We start from the raw sequence: 15994 nt of genomic DNA, 5'->3' as shown, positions 1-15994 counted from the left end.
TCAGAGGTGGATACCCCGCTTCCGGTTTATCCACCTCTCGATACTCACACAACCAATCCTGCTAAGCGCAATCAGTACAGCGCTTTATCACTGCTGTCTTTCACCTGGCTTTTCCAGGCAGCGCGAATTTGAGCAACCACTTCATTCGGCAGGGTAGCGTAGTCCAGTGCTTTCGCCTGTGCGCCACCTTTGTTGTAAGCCCAGTCAAAGAACTTCAGCACTTCTTTGCCCTGCTCAGGCTTATCCTGCTTCTTGTACATCAGGATGAACGTGGTGGTGGTAATAGGCCACACGTTGTCGCCTTTCTGGTTGGTCAGGTCCTGAGCAAAAGACTTGCTCCAGTCAGCGCCTTTAGCCGCGTTGCTGAAAGACACTTCCGTCGGGGTGACCGCTTTGCCATCAGCAGAAATCAGTTTGGTGTAGGTCAGGTTATTCTGTTTGGCGTAAGCGTACTCAACGTAGCCGATAGACCCCGGCAGACGCTGAACAAACGCAGCGATACCGTCGTTACCTTTACCACCCAGACCGGTCGGCCAGTTAACGGTATTGCCCGCACCCACCTTCTCTTTCCACTCGCTGTTCACTTTCGCCAGATAGCTGGTGAACACATAAGACGTACCAGAACCGTCGGCACGACGTACCACAGCGATATCCTGATCCGGCAGTTTCACGCCCGGGTTCAGTTTGGCGATGGCTTCGTCATTCCATTTTTTGATCTTGCCCAGGTAGATGTCGCCCAGCGTTTTGCCATCCAGCGTCAGTTCACCGGATTTCACGCCCGGCAGATTCACCGCCAGTACCACACCGCCGATAACGGTCGGGAACTGAATCAAACCTTCCTGGGTCAGTTTGGCATCTTCCAGCGGGGCATCTGACGCACCGAAATCAACGGTTTTAGCCAGAATCTGCTTCACGCCACCGGAAGAACCGATACCCTGATAGTTAACCTTGTTACCGGTTTCTTTTTCGTAAGAGTCAGCCCACTTTGTGTAAACCGGGGCAGGGAAAGTGCCACCAGCACCGGTAATATTTGCTGCGGCAAACGCAGAAACCGCGGTCAGAGAAAAACTTGCTGCAACAATACTGGCAATAGTGGTACGCATGAGTTTCATAATCCCTCCTGTGGGATGCCTAAACGTGTAGACCCGGAGCTATTGTTTAATCAGAGTGTAGTTTGCTGGTGGAGAAAATAGGTCAATTCAGTGACAGTAAAATGTACGCAATATGACAGTTATGTGACAGGCGAGTCGGATTCAGCGAATCATACGGGGGTAGCTCTCAATAAAAGCAGGTCGACGCAACATTAATACACATTGATAATTAAAGAAAAATTACACATTAACCCGTTTATCGCCCTCTCCGTCCACGCTCTTTTTACAGCATTCCCCGAAACCAGAAAATGACGCCGTGTCATAAACAAGAACAGCACACCACACGTAATCGTTGTGTTATCTGCCTTCAGTTTACGCCGCCTGTATCACCGATTTATGTCATCGACTGATTTTTGTTTCTTCCAGGTCACGATCTCACTAGCGATAAAAAAACCTGTTCTATACTCAGGTATGTAACTGAAAAAACACGCTCTCACGTCAGGACTCCACTCACCGACAGGATGTTTTCACGCTTTTATCACCGAACCTAATAGTCGCGTTTTTCTGTTCTGGCACCAGGAAACAATGCACTGATTTTATTTATATTTACAGGAACAGTGACAATGAAAAAATATAACGCCGACGAGCAGCGCGTCGCGAAAATCAATGAGTATCATTTGCTTGACTTAGGCTTACAGCAATCGTTTCAAAACCAGGTCATTTTATTTACACGAATACTGAATTTTCCCGCTGCCTTTATTTCGATTATCGACCAGGATAAGCAGTGGCTGATTTTCAGCGAAGGTATCAATATTGAATGTACCGATCGGGATCTGGCGTTTTGCAACACGGTGATTAGCAGCGCTACCACCGTGTTTGTGCCAGATACCCTGACGAATAACCTGTTTTGCCAACATCCATTCGTTACCGGAGCCCCGCATATCCGCAGCTACTTTGGTATTCCTCTGGTGCTCGACGAGGTTGTAGTCGGCTCGCTGGCCGCTATTGACTATCAGCCGCGCATCGTTGATGAGACGACGCGCGAGACCGCCGCTTTCGTTGCCAGCACGACCGAATTCCTGTTTAAGTTGCAGAATGCACGGTTACACCAGGAGCAGGAAATCCAACTGCTGAATAACTCATCCGTGGTACTCGTCAACTGGCAGCAGGACAATATGCTGCACATTTCCTATATCTCGCCCAACGCGCCGCATGTGCTGGGTGTCAGCAAAGAAGAAATCCGCCACCACTGCGCGATGATGGAAAGCTATGTCCACCCTGATGATTACGAGAATCTGTTGTTTACACTGGATAACCATAAAAAAGGGGTGGCCAATCTGGAATGTGAATACCGCTTTTTGTCGCCAGGGGGAAAAACTTTGTGGATTCGACAGCTTTCCACCGCCAATTACCACCACAACGGCAAACTAAGCCATGTTCAGGCATTGCTGATCGATAACTCTCACCAGAAATACCTGCAAAAACTGCTGGTGGATACCAATAACCAGATGCGACTGGTGCTGGAGTCATCCAGCCTTGGCACCTGGGACTGGGATTTAGGACGGCGCACCATTCACGTTAATAAACAATGGTGTGAAATAATGGGGATAACACAAGACCAGTTCGACTCCTCACTGGACTACTGGCAGCAACTAATGCATCCACTGGACCGGGAGAAAATGGTACTCGCGGCAGAAGCCTGCGCCACCGGCCAGGCTACGCTAATCAATGAACAATACCGGATGCGCCATAGTAAAGGCGATTGGGTATGGATTGAAACCTACGGCAAAGTGGTGGAATACAACGAAAAAGGCAAACCGATTCGGGTTGCCGGTACCCATCGTGATATCACGGAAAAGAAAAACAAAGAATTGCAGGAAGAGGCGGATAAACGCCTGCTGGAATTGATTAACCGCGCGCAAAAGATCTTTCTGGAAAAAACGGATATTCAGGAGGCCTGCATGTCCATCTTTGACGACCTGCTCTCTATTTCGGCGTCAGAGTTTGGTTTCATCGGCCAGGTCAGAGAGCATGAAAATAAGAAAGTGCTGCACATCGTCGCCATTTCCAACGTCAGTTGGAACGGCGACAGCAAAAATTCTTACGACACGTTCCTGCAAAACAAATTGCAGTTCACCAGCCTGGATAACCTGTTCGGGCATGTGGTAACCACCGGCAAACCGCTGATTACCAATACGCCGCGCGCGCACTCCGCCTCACGCGGCGTGCCGAAAGGCCATCCCATCCTGCGTCAATTTATGGGATTACCCATCTATTTTCGTAATGAAGTGGTCGGCATGATCGGATTGGGTAACCGCTTTGATGGCTACAATGAACAGCAATTACGCTTTCTCAGCCCGTTCGTGGATACACTGGGCTCACTGTTCTACGCGCTTGAAACCCAGCGCGCAAGAGAAGAGCTGGAAGCCAAACTGCTGGAAATGGCGAATACAGACCCGCTGACCGGTATCCACAACCGACGTGCTTACATTCTGGAAGCGGAAAAGTGCTACCGTAACCACGAGAAAAACACCGCGCTGGCGATTATCGATATCGACTTCTTCAAAAAGGTTAATGATCAGTACGGTCACCACGTCGGTGACGTGGCGATCTGTCGCCTGGCAGAAATCATTACCAGTAAACTACGTACTGATGACTTTGTTGCGCGGTTGGGTGGCGAAGAATTCGGCCTGATTATGCATCACGCCAATCCCGATAATGTGGATGCCATTATGAACGGCATTCGTATCGAGGTGGAAAATACCCTGTTCACCGTCGACGGTTATTCTTTCCATTTTACTATCAGTATCGGTGCCACCTTTATCAAGCACCGCCATGTTCAAAACCTGAAAGACAACTTTGAAAGCGATATGAAACGGGCCGATGATGCCCTGTACGAAGCGAAGAACGCAGGCCGCAATCGGGTGGTGTGGAAATAAAACGCACACCTTACCGATGCATGATGTCAATAAGGCTCCCGATGGGAGCCTTATTCTTCGTGATTTTCTTGTAATAGCGGGTTATGACGGCCAGCGCCGGAAAATCAACGACGTATTGATACCGCCAAAGGCAAAGTTATTGGATTGAATGTATTCCACGTCAAGTTGCCGGGGTTCACCGATAATGTAATCCAGCACGCCGCAGTCCTCAGCAGGTTGACGTAGATTCAAGGTCGGAGCGAACCATCCGGCGCGCATCATCTCAATCGACATCCAGGCTTCCAGCGATCCGCACGCACCTAGCGTGTGTCCGAAATAGCTCTTTAGCGAGGAAATCGGCGTCGTATCGCCAAAAATCGCCGCTGTTGCCTGACTTTCCGCGACATCACCGCGATCGGTCGCGGTGCCATGGGCGTTGATATACCCGATATCGGCAGGTGTTAATCCCGCCACCCGCAACGCCCCCTCAATACAAACCTGCATCGTTTCTCGTTGCGGTTGAGTAATATGCGCCGCATCACAGTTGGTGTAAAAACCGACCAGCTCGGCGTAGATGGTGGCGCCACGTGCCTGTGCATGTTCCAGTTCTTCCAGAATCAGCGTTCCAGCACCTTCACCGATGACCAAACCATCGCGAGCGGTATCAAAAGGCGCAGGCGTCGTTTCTGGTGCATCATTACGCTGGCTGGTAGCAAACAACGTATCGAAAACCGCCGCCTCTGATGGACACAGCTCCTCGGCACCCCCAGCCACCATCACAGTCTGATAACCATGTCGGATTGCCTCCCAGGCATAACCTATCGCCTGACTGCCCGATGTACAGGCACTGGAGGTGGGGATAACCCGGCCACGCAAACCAAAAAACAGACCGGCATTAACGGCCGTCGTATGTGGCATCATCTGCACATACGTGGTGCCGGTAATATTGTTGGTATGCTTTTCCGTCAGCATGGTGGCGAACTCGCTGACCGGACCGGTACTACCGGTAGATGAACCATAGGCAATGCCGGTTTCGCCATTGGTGAGTACCGGATGACCCAGCAAGCCTGCCTGCTCCAGCGCCAGCTCCGTCGCACGGGTCGCCATCAGCGAAACCCGCCCCATCGAGCGGATCCGCTTGCGGGTATAGTGCTCCGGCAGTCGAAAGTCTTCCACTGGCGCACCCAGCAAGGTATTAAGGCCGTCATAAACCTGCCACTCCGGCATCTTGCGCACGGCATTGCGACCAGCAAGCAATCCACTGGCAACCTGCTCCCAGTTGTCGCCAAACGCGGTGATCCCGCCCATCCCTGTCACAACCACACGACGCATCACAGCATGCCTCCATTGATTGAAATCACCTGACGGGTCACATACCCAGCAATGTCAGACATCAAATAACTCGCCAGCCCGGCCACTTCTTCAACCTGCCCCATTCGCTTCATCGGGATGATTTTCAGCGCTTCATCAATCACGATGGGTTCCAGTTGCGTCATGCCGGTTTCAATTAACCCTGGCGCGATGCAGTTCACGGTGATCTTCCGTTTCGCCAGCTCTATCGCCAACGCTTTAGTCGCGCCGATGATCCCGGCTTTGGCGGCACTGTAATTAACCTGACCACGGTTACCCATCATGCCGGAAACCGAAGACAACGTAATAATTCGTCCCCCCTGGCGCAGACCAATCATCGGCATAACGCAGGGGTGGATCACGTTGTAAAAACTGTCCAGATTGGTATGAATCACGCTGTCCCACGCCTGTCCATCCAGCGCAGGAAACGCGCCATCACGAGTAATACCGGCATTACTGACCACGCCATAGTAGGCACCATGTTGCTCAATATCGGATTCGATCACCACACGACACTGTTCCCGATCGGCGATATCAAACTGCATGCAGCGGCCTTGTCCCCCCAACCGGGTCAGCTGTTCCACTGTCTCTTCGGCGCCGTTTCGGTCGCTGTGATAATGCACGACAACCAGAAAACCATCCTGCGCCAGTCGCAATGCAATAGCGCGGCCAATCCCCTTACTGGCCCCCGTGACTAATACCGAACGCGTCATCAATCGTTTCCCTGCTCTAATAATCTTTGTAATTCAGTCTCATCCGGCTGATAGGTGTTTACCCTGCCGGATGCGAAGACGTCACCTGCAATGAGAATGTCGCCATCAAAACTGCCGATCTTATCATCACGCATTAGCAGCGTGACGTTGACTTCCAGCAGGGCTCCCGCTGGAAAAGCATCCTGCTGGCTACGGTAACCGCGCCCCCCCAGCAACATACCTGGCCGGGGTTTTTCATCCTGGTGCTGGCGATGATGCCAGCCCGCCCACACACCCACCGTCTGGGCAATAATTTCAATGCCAAACCAGGCAGGCAAATTGCCCTCGGCATTAAGAAACGGCCCCAGTATGCCGTCACGGCTAACCCGAACCCGGCAGCAGGCACTGTTCTGATCAACCCGTACCACTTCATCCACCATGACCATAGGAGAGTGATGGGGCAAATAGTGGTGGGGCGAATAATAGTCGGCGCTATGATAGCCACTCTGATAGTCACTCATTCGAGAGTCATTCCTCGGTTTTCCCCAGAATCAGGCAGGCGTTATTGCCCCCGAACGCAAAAGAATTAGACAGGATCACCGGCCGTATCAATGGTGCCGGTACCGTGAGCAAACCACAGGCTGGCAGTGTGTCATCCGGCTCACAGTCTGAAAAATCCTGTGGTGGCAACGGCAAATCACGCGTCAGTAATAGCCAGCATAACGCGGCTTCACCAATCCCTGCCGCCCCCAGCATGTGCCCGGTCAGATGCTTCGTTGAACTGCACGGCACCGTTTCGCCGAAAATCTGGTGGATCACCGCAGACTCTATTTGATCGTTAAGCCGCGTCGCCGTTCCATGCAGGTTGATGTACCCCAGTTCGTGCGGTGCCAATCCCGCCTGCTCCAATGCCATGATAATGGCACGTTTCGCTCCGGCACCTTCCGGGTGCGGCGCAGACATGTGATGGGCATCGGACGATTCACCGATCCCCAACACCGCAACCGCCGCCGGTTCCCGACCGATGACCATCAACGCCGCCCCTTCACCAATCGAGATGCCGTCACGCTGACGGCTAAAAGGGGTGCAACGACGGGCCGACAGCGACTCCAGGCTATCAAAACCATTAACCGGCATGCGGCTAAGCGTATCCGCGCCACCCACTATCGCCACATCCGCCAGACCAGCTTCAATCAGCCGTTTTCCACTGATAATCGCCCGCACACTCGATGAGCAGGCGGTAGAAAGGGTATATGCCGGACCGGTTGTTCCCAGATAAGCCGCCAGAAAACGTGAAGGGTCACCCAGCTCCTGCTGCGCATAGTGGTAGGTGGACAATCCATCGCTGACAAAACGATCGGCCTCATCCAGCCCAGAGGTACTGGTACCCATGATAATCGCCACGCGATCGGCACCAAATCGCGCAATAGCCTCATCGACCTGTGGGCGAATCTGCTCCAGCGCTGCCAGCAGTAGCTGATTGTTGCGGCTGTTATGTACGGCAAGAGATGGCGGTATCGTCGGGAGCGTCGCCAATACATTCCCCGTCCAACAGGTTTTCCCCTGCAACAACCAGCGATCGTCAGGCCGCATTCCCGGTGCACGCCCCGCCATCAGATTACCGACGATATCATCGGCATCATCACCCAGTGCATTGAGCAAACCCACAGAATGGATATAAATCATACTAACTATCCAAATATTGAATAACGATGTGGTAGCCGAAGGCGAGGTGTTTCACACTGATGGGCTCCCGCTGGTTATTACGCTGCTGATAACGAATCTCGACAACCAAATCACCGTGGTTATCACGCAGCTGGCGCGTATCGCCGTCATCTTTTAACGTCCAGCCGGTCGGCAACTGTTTCTGCCAGGCCGATAATGGCCAGTGACTGAGCATGATATCTGCCAGCACCTGACTGGCGGGCGGTAATTCGGGCAGCACCAGCGACTGTTCGGTATGAACGCCAGTGGCGTCATAGGTGATGCGGAACAAACGAATCCCCAGCGATGACAGGCCCGCCAGTGACAACTGACGTTGATCCGCATGCAACAGCACCAGTAAAGACTGTTGTTTTCCTTTATACGTGCCCGTCAACAGTTGCTGTTGTTCCACCGTCGGCGAGATGCCCGGTGCGGGAAGCGTGACTTTAACGCCGGGTTTAAGCCACGCCTGAGGTCGAGGATCGGACGGCTTACCTGCACAGGCACTCAGTAACATCATCACCACCGCCATCAGGATCAGATTGGCAGATACTCTCATTTTCGTTTCCCTTTTGAATCCGGCAACGCCAGCGGCGCCAGTAAAAAAGCAATAAAAATACCGGCACACAACACAATGCCAAAACTACTGATGGCCTGAGTGCTGCTGAACACCAGCATACCCAGCGTCAATAAGGTGGTGCACATCGCCAGCGTGACTGCCAGCAACGATGTCATGGGTGTAGCGCGCGGATTACCAAAGAACAGCGTGTAATTGATGCCGATACCCAATACCAGCACCAACGCCAGCAGTGAAAACAGATTGAAGGGATGCCCGCTGAACGACAGCACCGCCACGCTCCCCAGCAACGACAACACCGACGGCACCACACTCAACAAACCGCGACGTATTCCCAGTCGCAGCACATAGCTCAACGCGATCACACCAACAGCAACCGCCAGCAATGCGCCAAGGATCATACGATACAGGCCAAATAACTGATCAAATGTGCCTTTACGATCGATCCACACCACCCCCGGTATCTCCTGCGACAAGGCTTCCAGTCTGCTACTGTCTTTTACGCCGTTCACCGGCACCAATACGCCGCTCACGCCATTTGGCAACGTCAGCCACAACAACCGCCAGCCTTCACTGAGCGGACTGTTAAGCCAGTCTTGCGGCGTTACCGTCATCGGGCGGATATCCGGTTCACCCAGACTAACGCCAGCCTCACGCAGGCGGGCCATCACCACGGGCGCGGCAGCGGCGATCAGTTGCGTATCCTGTTGCTGGCGCTGCAGTGCATTGAGCGGCAACAGACGATAAGACGCGAAATCATGGTGTTGCTGTGCCGCATCCAGAGCAGGTGCCAGTTGTGCCAGCCGCTGTAACGTCTGTTCCGGCGAGTCGCCATACACCATAAACCAGGTCTGGTCGGCCTGTTGCCCGGTCAGCGCGCTGATTTGGCGCTCCTGTTGTACCAGCGACGGCGGCAGCGATTGCAGCTGTGTGATGTCGTCATTCACATCAATACGCCACACACCAATCACACCAACGACCACAACCAAGAGCGGAATCCCTCGACGCACCCACGCATTACGACGCCAGGCCGCCAGCCATCGTCCCATCAGCACCATCGCTGGTATCGGGCGCACCGGTAAGCCGCGCACCAAAAAGGGATACCAGACCATCACCGTCAGGCATGATGCGGTTAATCCAGATGCGGCAAACACCGATAACTGCCGCAAGCCAGGAAACGGTGCCAGTACAATAATCAGATAAGCCACGACCGTGGTCCCCAACGCCAGCAGCAAGGCCGGCAAGACCTTTCTCAGGCTATCGAGCGGCGATACCGCACCGCCATGTACCATACGCTCGGTCAGGTAATACAGGGTGTAATCGGCAGAAATACCTACGATGCTGAGGCTCATCACCAGCGTCATCACATGGATTTCGCCAAACAGCAGCAACGTGCAGACGGTTCCAGCCAGCGCGCCTATCGATACCGACAACGCACATAACACTAACGGCCTGACTGAGCGGAACGCGAAAAACACCAGCAGCAACACCCCTGCGACAGTGGCGCTACCCAGTGTGGAGACATCGTGTCGGGCCTGCTGGCTGGCGTAATCGCTAAACAATAATGTACTGCGGGTCAACACCTGTGACTGTGGAAACGCCGCACGCAGCTCGCCCTGCAACCGGTCCAGTTTCTCCACCAGTTGGTGCCCGGCCGTCATATCAAACGCACTGCCGCCCGCCAGTTCGCCATGCAGGAAATACCAGGTACGCCCGTCCTTATCTTTGACCGTCAGCCACCCCTGCGCCAACACCATCTGACTGGCCTGCTGTTGCAACGCCAGTTGCGATCCTCTCACCAGCAACAAGGGGTCGTGCGTCAGCTCCAGGCTGCTAACACCGGCAAAAGCGGAATACAGCTGCGATAACACCCAGTCAGCCTGAGCATCACCGCCCCGCTGCAAACGCTGGCGGGTAGCGTTATCTATCAACCCGTTACGATGTTCAAACGCAAAGCGTCCCCACGCCTGTTGCTGCTGTGCGTCAACCGGCCCATTGACCTGTTTTAATTCAGGCAACGAACGTAATTGCTGTAACCAACGTTCGGCTACCGCCGGATTCGCCTGATCACCCGCTGTTACCAGCCATACCATTTGCTGATCAAGACGTTGCATAAACCCTTGCTGAAGCGCAGGCGGTGCCTTACCCATCGACTGCCCCGGCAGCAGGGCCAGTACGCTGCTGTTAATTCTTGCCTGCGGCCATAGCAACGTCAGCGCCAGCAACAACGCGATGATAATAACGCCCCAGGTTATCGCCGCACGGCGATGCCAGTCAGAAAACGAATCGCTTTTGCTCGTCATCACTTAACGCCTGAGGGGTGATACGCTGATTGCTCAGCACAATGCGGGTCATATCCCCTTGACGATCGTTGATCACAATCTCATCGAGAAAGGCTTGTCCGTTCAGGGTAATAGCATTAAACAGCTTATCGAGCGGGGACACTTTCGGGGTCAAAACCAGACGCCAGCGCTGTTGACCAAGATCGCTAAAATCGATCTTGAAGTTTTGCTCCAGCACCTGGCGATCAGCCTGAAACAGCGCCCGTAACAGGTGGTTGAACTGGAACATCTGCGGCTGACTTTCTGCGGTGATAATTTGAGGCGGCTGACCATTCATTACCTGCACCATGCGTTGGTCATCTAACACCAGCGTCATCGCAAAAGGTGTGGCCTGATGCCACCACAACCCTTTCTGGCGGGCAATCAGCATCGCGCCGCTTGATTTAAGCGGCTGCGCCATGCCGCTGATTTGCCGTAGCTGGGTAAAGTCGGCACGCACTACCGGCTGGCTACTAAAGCGTTGCTGCAACTCATCGAGTGTCACGGCCCGCGCCGTCAGGCTCAGGAGCATCATCATTGCCAGCAAGACGACGGGTTGTATTATTTTTACGCAGAAAGTCTTCTCGACGTTCGTTTTCATATCGTCACTCCCAGACGATCCAACAAAATTTTCGGCGAAACAAAACTCAGGGTTTTGCTGCCCTCTTCCACCGCCACCTGAATGGTGTAGCCAGTGGTAGTACGCTGCCCGCTTTGCACATCGAAAATCTGGTAGGCGATACGCAGGCGATTCTCCACTTCTTCAATCGTCGCTCGTACACGAATTCGCTGCTCATAGGTCAGCACCGAACGGTATTTCACCCGCGTATCCACCACCGGCCAGACGAAACCGGACGCTTTCATTTCCCGATAGCCGTAATTGAATTTCCCCAGTAACGCTTCCCGCGCCACTTCGAAAAAGCGGAAGTAATTGCCGTGCCAGACCACGCCCATCGGGTCACAGTCATGAAAAGAGACGACCAGCTCGACCTCATGGCTAAGATTGAGATCCGTTAACGCACTCATGTGTTTTCCCCATCAGTCGGCGTGTCATCCGACAACTGCCAGAAATCAAAAAAATTAAACCAGTCCAGCGGCGCTTTTAGTGCGTGGTGTTCCAGCCGTTCGGCGTAGCGATCCACCACGTGCTGCAAAGCGCTCTGACGCTGAGCTCGCGGCAACAAAATAGGGTCGGCGAACGGTTCGCAATAAACACGTAATTGGCCATGCTCACGGATAGCGAACATCAGTAGTACCGGGCAACGCAACGCTGCCGCCAGTACAAACGGCCCTTGTGGAAACGGCGCGGGTCGCCCCAAAAACGAACTCCAGATCACCCGCCGTCCGCCGCCACGCTGCCGATTTACCGCCGTACGGTCACCAACTATCGCCACCCACTCACCGGCATCCAGCTTCTGTTGCAACAACATCGCGGTATCCGGGCCGATATCGCTGACCGGAATCAGGTTAACACCGGCTTCAGGCGTTACGGCTTCCTGAATCTGCCGAAAACGCTGGGCATTGTCGGTAAACACCAACGCATTGATGACCAGACCGCTGACCTGACGGGCCAGACCACGGCACACCTCGATATCACCGAGATGAGAAGCCAGAATCAACTGTCCGCGCGCACGTCCCTGATTGATAGTCTCACGCGCACCGGGAGCGAAATCGATATCCCGCCCCCACTGCAAATCGCCGCGCCAGCTGGCGATTTTATCGATCATGGCATGACCAAAACGCAGAAAATGGTGATAGCTGGTTAACGGACGCGGCAAGCTAACCTGTTGCTGGCGGGCATACAAACGCACCGCCCGTAGCCAATCCTGCGAGGCTTTGCGCTGCGGGCCGCCAGTCAACCAATAAAATGCGATCACCGGCCACAACAGCAGGGTAAATGCCCGGCGGCCAAACCCTCGGTAAACCTGCAACATGAAACGCATTCCGAGCATACCTTTGCGTTCATTGATAGCGGCCCAGTGCGGTTCACGACGACGTTTGAGTAATGAGGGAATGCGCGGCAACATGCCGAAAAACAAACGGGTATGCATCCAGGAAATACGCAGGTTGTCACGCAATGCATCGAAATGGGAAATCCCGTTTTCGGGGTAAACCACCCGAGTCGGGACAAAGCGGCTGAAGGTGCCGTTCCAGTACAGACGCACCATCACTTCGGTATCGAAATCCATACGACGACCGATCGCCTGCGTTGTAGATAACGCCAGTGTCGGCGCGATAGGGTAAACCCGGAACCCGCACATACTGTCTTTGAGCGACAACGAGAGCGTTTCGATCCAGACCCAGACATGGGTGACATAGCGGCCGTACAGCCGTGAACGTGGTACCGACGCATCGTACAGCGGCCGCCCGGAGATCAGGCAATCCGGCCAGGCGCGCGCTTGGGCCAGCATACGCGGCGTATCTTCGATGTGATGCTGACCATCCGCGTCAACCTGCAATGCATGGCTGTAACCGGCGTGCGCCGCCATCGCCAATCCGTGCATGACGGCCGCGCCTTTACCGCTGTTCTGTGCTAATCGAAACAGCCTGACATTGGCGAATTCATCCGTCAGGCGTGACAGTACCTGCTGTGTTGCGTCATCACTGCCATCATCGACAATCAGTACCGGTAACTCAAACGGTGCCAGCCGCGTCAAAACGCTACGCATCGTCGCGCCATGGTTATAGCAAGGGATCACCACGCAGGGCGAAAAGGCCTGGGTCATCGACATAATCGAATTTTCCCGCTGCTGGCGGCCTGGCTGGTTTCAGTCGCCGCCTGCCCAGTCGCTATAATGTGGTAGCTGAAGGTCAGTTGCTGTTTTTCTTCCAGCCAGTTCAGCGTCAGACGCAGGGTTTTACCCGGCAGAACCGGATGTTGGAACTTGATGTTTTCCACCGAGAGAAACCGCCAGCCAGGTGCCAGTGTCTCCCGGCCGTAATGCAACGCCCAGTCAAGCTGCGCCACACCCGGCAACAATGGTTGCTGTGGGAAATGACCATCGAACCAGAATAGGTTCGCGTCAATATACAGCAGCAATTCCGCCTGTGATGCAGAGCAGACGCGTGAAAGCTCAACCGGCAGCATGGAACAGCTCCTGAATCTGTGGCCAGGCGCGTTTGCTCTGACTGTTAACAGGGATAGCGTCGACAATACGCCAGAAACGCGGCATCGCTACCGGCTCCAGCCATTTGTGCAACTCATGACGCCACTGGCGTTTTAAGGCTGGCAATACACTTGAGGTCGTCGGCGATTTCAGCACCAGCACCACCCCAATACCGCTTCGGTCTTGTCGGGTCACCTGCAAGGCCACCGCATCGTCAATTTCCGGTAGCGATAGCAGTCGGCGTTCAATCTCACTGAGCGAAATACGTTTGTCTTCAATCTTCACGATACGATCGTGGCGTCCGCACAGTTGGAAACAGCCTTGCTCGTCAAAAGCGAGCTTATCATCCAACACCACGCCTTCCGGCTGTGGGATCAGCGCGGAATGAATCCGCCAGCTACCGTCGCGGCCCTTCTTAAGCGACACGCCAGAAAACGGTTGCCAGACGCTCTGTTCATCTTGCCGGGAGCGCCAGCCCACGACCCCCGTTTCCGTACTGCCGTAAATTTCATCCACCGCGTTTCCCAGCCACTGCTGTGCAGATTGCGCACACGGCCACGGCAGAACGCCACCGGCCGACACAATCAATTCGCAGTGAGGCGCCTGAAGGGAATGGTCAATACGGCGCAAAAACGCCGGACTGCTGATAAAAGCGTAACGCCGCGCCGATGAGTGTGCCGACAGTTGCTCGCTATACAGTACCTGACGGCTATCAAAACTCAGCCCCAGCGACATCGGCAACCAGATACGGAATGTCAGCCCGTACATATGCTGGTGGGTCACCGACGCCATGATATGGCAGTCACGCAAACGCTCACCCCATAGTCGGGCCAGCCAGCGCGCTTCTTCATCCATACAGCGTATCGGTTTATGTATCTGCCGGGGTTTACCGGTGGAGCCGGAAGTAAACAATATCAGGCAGGCGTCGTCAGAAATGGGCGGCAGCATAATGTCATGGTGACAGGCATCATCATGCAACACATCATCGGTTGAAAGATAAAAGCAATGGCAGGACAGCGCCATGCGACAGTCTGTCAGTAATCCGTCAAATTCATCACACTGTTCACGCAGTACGGATTCCCGGCAATGGCCATAAATGACCGGCGTTTTCCCCGCATGCAGCGCGGCTAACAGCGCCACCGTGAACAGGTAGCTGTCTTCAAAACATAACGCCCAGCGTGATTCATCGCATGACATCAGTTGCCGACACAGCGATACCACCTGCTGACGCATCATCGTCAGCGTAAAGTTCTGCTTACCGTTTGTCGCAACAATGCGCGCGATAGACGTGATAGACATGCCGTCGCTGATTAACCAGTCACTCAGTGACCGGGTTGTCACATTATTCATTCCGTCACACTATTTTCTTTCATCATCCTGTTTGTCGGCCATCGCGTTCAAACAGACTTCCTCAACCGCTGACGTACCAGCCATTCGCCACCCATTAATAACCCCATCAATAAGTAGCTGATCATGCCGTTCCAGGCGGTCCACCACACCATGTTTCCCGACAGACAGGTCAGTAACGCTATCATGCCGTTGCAAACAAAAAACAGGCACCAGACTTGTGTCACACGCCGCGTATAAGCAATGGCCCGGGCAGGCAACTCCGGCTCCCGTAAACGGGCAATACGCTCAATAAACGGCATGCGGCTAAATAACGAACCGAAAAACAGCGTCAGCATGACAACATTCACCGCCACCGGATACCACATCAGCCATTGCCGATCGCGCAACCACAGGCTGGCAAGACACAACGCCGCACCTGCCGCTGCCAGTAATAGCCCGGTTTGGCGGTATAACCCTTGGCTGCTCTTGAGCATCAACAAGCGAGCCAGAAAAACCAGCGCCAGCAGCGGTAATAACCAACGATGATCGGGATGCGTAATACTGAACCACACCAAAAACGGCCAGCTCAGCGTCATTACGCTGACCAATACGCCGGTTATGCGATATAACAGGCGTCCTCTGGTCTCACTTGTCTTCATGGCCCATCAATTGTTCGATAGCGTTAACAACATCCTGCACGGTACGAACCGATTTAAAGGTTTCTGGTGAAATCTTGCGGCCAATCCGTTTTTGCAGGTGTACCACCATATCCACAGCATCAATGCTGTCTAATTCCAGGTCTTCATACAGCCGTGATTCCAGCGTGATGTCGTCTTCGTCGAGCTCAAACAGCTTTACCAGCAGTGTTTTGATTTCGTTATAAATTTCATTTTTGTCCATGATAA

15 protein-coding genes are annotated in these 15994 nt (G+C 53.8%); 1 reads left to right on the top strand and 14 read right to left on the bottom strand.

Features of this window, described 5'->3' with window-relative positions:
- Positions 1-71: 71 nt before the first annotated feature.
- The gene (pstS, locus tag FGI04_RS19020; protein WP_342699156.1) at positions 72-1112 is read right to left on the bottom strand and encodes a phosphate ABC transporter substrate-binding protein PstS; all 1041 of its coding nucleotides are present in this window, start codon (positions 1110-1112) and stop codon (positions 72-74) included.
- Positions 1113-1714: 602 nt separating this feature from the next.
- On the opposite strand from pstS, the gene FGI04_RS19015 reads away from it, so the two are divergent.
- On the top strand, positions 1715-4030 hold the full coding sequence (locus FGI04_RS19015) for a sensor domain-containing diguanylate cyclase (protein ID WP_407274293.1): 2316 nt from the start codon (positions 1715-1717) through the stop codon (positions 4028-4030).
- Positions 4031-4111: 81 nt separating this feature from the next.
- On the opposite strand, the gene FGI04_RS19010 is transcribed toward FGI04_RS19015, so the two are convergent.
- The 13 genes from FGI04_RS19010 to FGI04_RS18950 are packed head-to-tail and all read right to left on the bottom strand — an operon-like array spanning position 4112 to position 15989.
- Positions 4112-5341, bottom strand: coding sequence for a beta-ketoacyl-ACP synthase (locus FGI04_RS19010; RefSeq protein ID WP_342699158.1), 1230 nt, complete (start codon positions 5339-5341; stop codon positions 4112-4114).
- Complete coding sequence (locus FGI04_RS19005) at positions 5341-6072, bottom strand: 3-ketoacyl-ACP reductase FabG2 (protein ID WP_342699159.1); 732 nt, start codon at positions 6070-6072, stop codon at positions 5341-5343. Before FGI04_RS19005 ends, FGI04_RS19010 begins: the two co-directional genes overlap by 1 nt.
- Positions 6072-6572 carry a hotdog family protein gene (locus FGI04_RS19000; RefSeq protein WP_038906118.1) on the bottom strand — a complete coding sequence of 167 codons (501 nt, stop codon included), beginning with the start codon at positions 6570-6572 and terminating at the stop codon, positions 6072-6074. Before FGI04_RS19000 ends, FGI04_RS19005 begins: the two co-directional genes overlap by 1 nt.
- Positions 6573-6579: 7 nt before the next feature.
- Entirely contained in the window at positions 6580-7737 is a 1158-nt protein-coding gene (locus tag FGI04_RS18995) for a beta-ketoacyl-[acyl-carrier-protein] synthase family protein (RefSeq protein WP_407274294.1), read from the bottom strand.
- Between the two features lies 1 nt (position 7738).
- Complete coding sequence (locus FGI04_RS18990; RefSeq protein WP_407274295.1) at positions 7739-8314, bottom strand: ApeN family LolB-like membrane protein; 576 nt, start codon at positions 8312-8314, stop codon at positions 7739-7741.
- A complete protein-coding gene (locus FGI04_RS18985) occupies positions 8311-10635 on the bottom strand; it encodes an ApeM family transporter (RefSeq protein ID WP_407274296.1) in 2325 nt (774 codons plus the stop codon). Before FGI04_RS18985 ends, FGI04_RS18990 begins: the two co-directional genes overlap by 4 nt.
- Positions 10607-11191 carry an ApeL family LolA-like protein gene (locus FGI04_RS18980; protein WP_373565222.1) on the bottom strand — a complete coding sequence of 195 codons (585 nt, stop codon included), beginning with the start codon at positions 11189-11191 and terminating at the stop codon, positions 10607-10609. The genes FGI04_RS18985 and FGI04_RS18980 overlap by 29 nt, the downstream gene beginning before the upstream one ends.
- Before the next feature lie 59 nt (positions 11192-11250).
- Positions 11251-11679, bottom strand: coding sequence for an acyl-CoA thioesterase (locus FGI04_RS18975; protein ID WP_342699163.1), 429 nt, complete (start codon positions 11677-11679; stop codon positions 11251-11253).
- On the bottom strand, positions 11676-13385 hold the full coding sequence (locus FGI04_RS18970; RefSeq protein ID WP_407274297.1) for a glycosyltransferase family 2 protein: 1710 nt from the start codon (positions 13383-13385) through the stop codon (positions 11676-11678). Before FGI04_RS18970 ends, FGI04_RS18975 begins: the two co-directional genes overlap by 4 nt.
- The gene (locus FGI04_RS18965) at positions 13376-13741 is read right to left on the bottom strand and encodes a 3-hydroxyacyl-ACP dehydratase FabZ family protein (protein WP_407274298.1); all 366 of its coding nucleotides are present in this window, start codon (positions 13739-13741) and stop codon (positions 13376-13378) included. The genes FGI04_RS18970 and FGI04_RS18965 overlap by 10 nt, the downstream gene beginning before the upstream one ends.
- Entirely contained in the window at positions 13728-15110 is a 1383-nt protein-coding gene (locus FGI04_RS18960) for an AMP-binding protein (protein ID WP_407274299.1), read from the bottom strand. The genes FGI04_RS18965 and FGI04_RS18960 overlap by 14 nt, the downstream gene beginning before the upstream one ends.
- A gap of 47 nt (positions 15111-15157) precedes the next feature.
- On the bottom strand, positions 15158-15748 hold the full coding sequence (locus tag FGI04_RS18955; RefSeq protein WP_342699167.1) for a COG4648 family protein: 591 nt from the start codon (positions 15746-15748) through the stop codon (positions 15158-15160).
- A complete protein-coding gene (locus tag FGI04_RS18950; protein ID WP_012886762.1) occupies positions 15735-15989 on the bottom strand; it encodes an acyl carrier protein in 255 nt (84 codons plus the stop codon). Before FGI04_RS18950 ends, FGI04_RS18955 begins: the two co-directional genes overlap by 14 nt.
- Positions 15990-15994: the final 5 nt, after the last annotated feature.

Source organism: Dickeya ananatis (genome assembly GCF_019464615.1).
GTDB classification, from domain to species: domain Bacteria; phylum Pseudomonadota; class Gammaproteobacteria; order Enterobacterales; family Enterobacteriaceae; genus Dickeya; species Dickeya oryzae.
This window is presented reverse-complemented; position numbering and strand designations above follow the sequence as displayed.

What these genes read in the sequence shown, in the direction of transcription:
- pstS (WP_342699156.1), bottom strand. Translation starts at nt 1,112, where the DNA reads ATGAAACTCATGCGTACCACTATTGCCAGTATTGTTGCAGCAAGTTTT.
- FGI04_RS19015 (WP_407274293.1), top strand. Translation starts at nt 1,715, where the DNA reads ATGAAAAAATATAACGCCGACGAGCAGCGCGTCGCGAAAATCAATGAG.
- FGI04_RS19010 (WP_342699158.1), bottom strand. Translation starts at nt 5,341, where the DNA reads ATGCGTCGTGTGGTTGTGACAGGGATGGGCGGGATCACCGCGTTTGGC.
- FGI04_RS19005 (WP_342699159.1), bottom strand. Translation starts at nt 6,072, where the DNA reads ATGACGCGTTCGGTATTAGTCACGGGGGCCAGTAAGGGGATTGGCCGC.
- FGI04_RS19000 (WP_038906118.1), bottom strand. Translation starts at nt 6,572, where the DNA reads ATGAGTGACTATCAGAGTGGCTATCATAGCGCCGACTATTATTCGCCC.
- FGI04_RS18995 (WP_407274294.1), bottom strand. Translation starts at nt 7,737, where the DNA reads ATGATTTATATCCATTCTGTGGGTTTGCTCAATGCACTGGGTGATGAT.
- FGI04_RS18990 (WP_407274295.1), bottom strand. Translation starts at nt 8,314, where the DNA reads ATGAGAGTATCTGCCAATCTGATCCTGATGGCGGTGGTGATGATGTTA.
- FGI04_RS18985 (WP_407274296.1), bottom strand. Translation starts at nt 10,635, where the DNA reads ATGACGAGCAAAAGCGATTCGTTTTCTGACTGGCATCGCCGTGCGGCG.
- FGI04_RS18980 (WP_373565222.1), bottom strand. Translation starts at nt 11,191, where the DNA reads ATGATGATGCTCCTGAGCCTGACGGCGCGGGCCGTGACACTCGATGAG.
- FGI04_RS18975 (WP_342699163.1), bottom strand. Translation starts at nt 11,679, where the DNA reads ATGAGTGCGTTAACGGATCTCAATCTTAGCCATGAGGTCGAGCTGGTC.
- FGI04_RS18970 (WP_407274297.1), bottom strand. Translation starts at nt 13,385, where the DNA reads ATGTCGATGACCCAGGCCTTTTCGCCCTGCGTGGTGATCCCTTGCTAT.
- FGI04_RS18965 (WP_407274298.1), bottom strand. Translation starts at nt 13,741, where the DNA reads ATGCTGCCGGTTGAGCTTTCACGCGTCTGCTCTGCATCACAGGCGGAA.
- FGI04_RS18960 (WP_407274299.1), bottom strand. Translation starts at nt 15,110, where the DNA reads ATGAATAATGTGACAACCCGGTCACTGAGTGACTGGTTAATCAGCGAC.
- FGI04_RS18955 (WP_342699167.1), bottom strand. Translation starts at nt 15,748, where the DNA reads ATGAAGACAAGTGAGACCAGAGGACGCCTGTTATATCGCATAACCGGC.
- FGI04_RS18950 (WP_012886762.1), bottom strand. Translation starts at nt 15,989, where the DNA reads ATGGACAAAAATGAAATTTATAACGAAATCAAAACACTGCTGGTAAAG.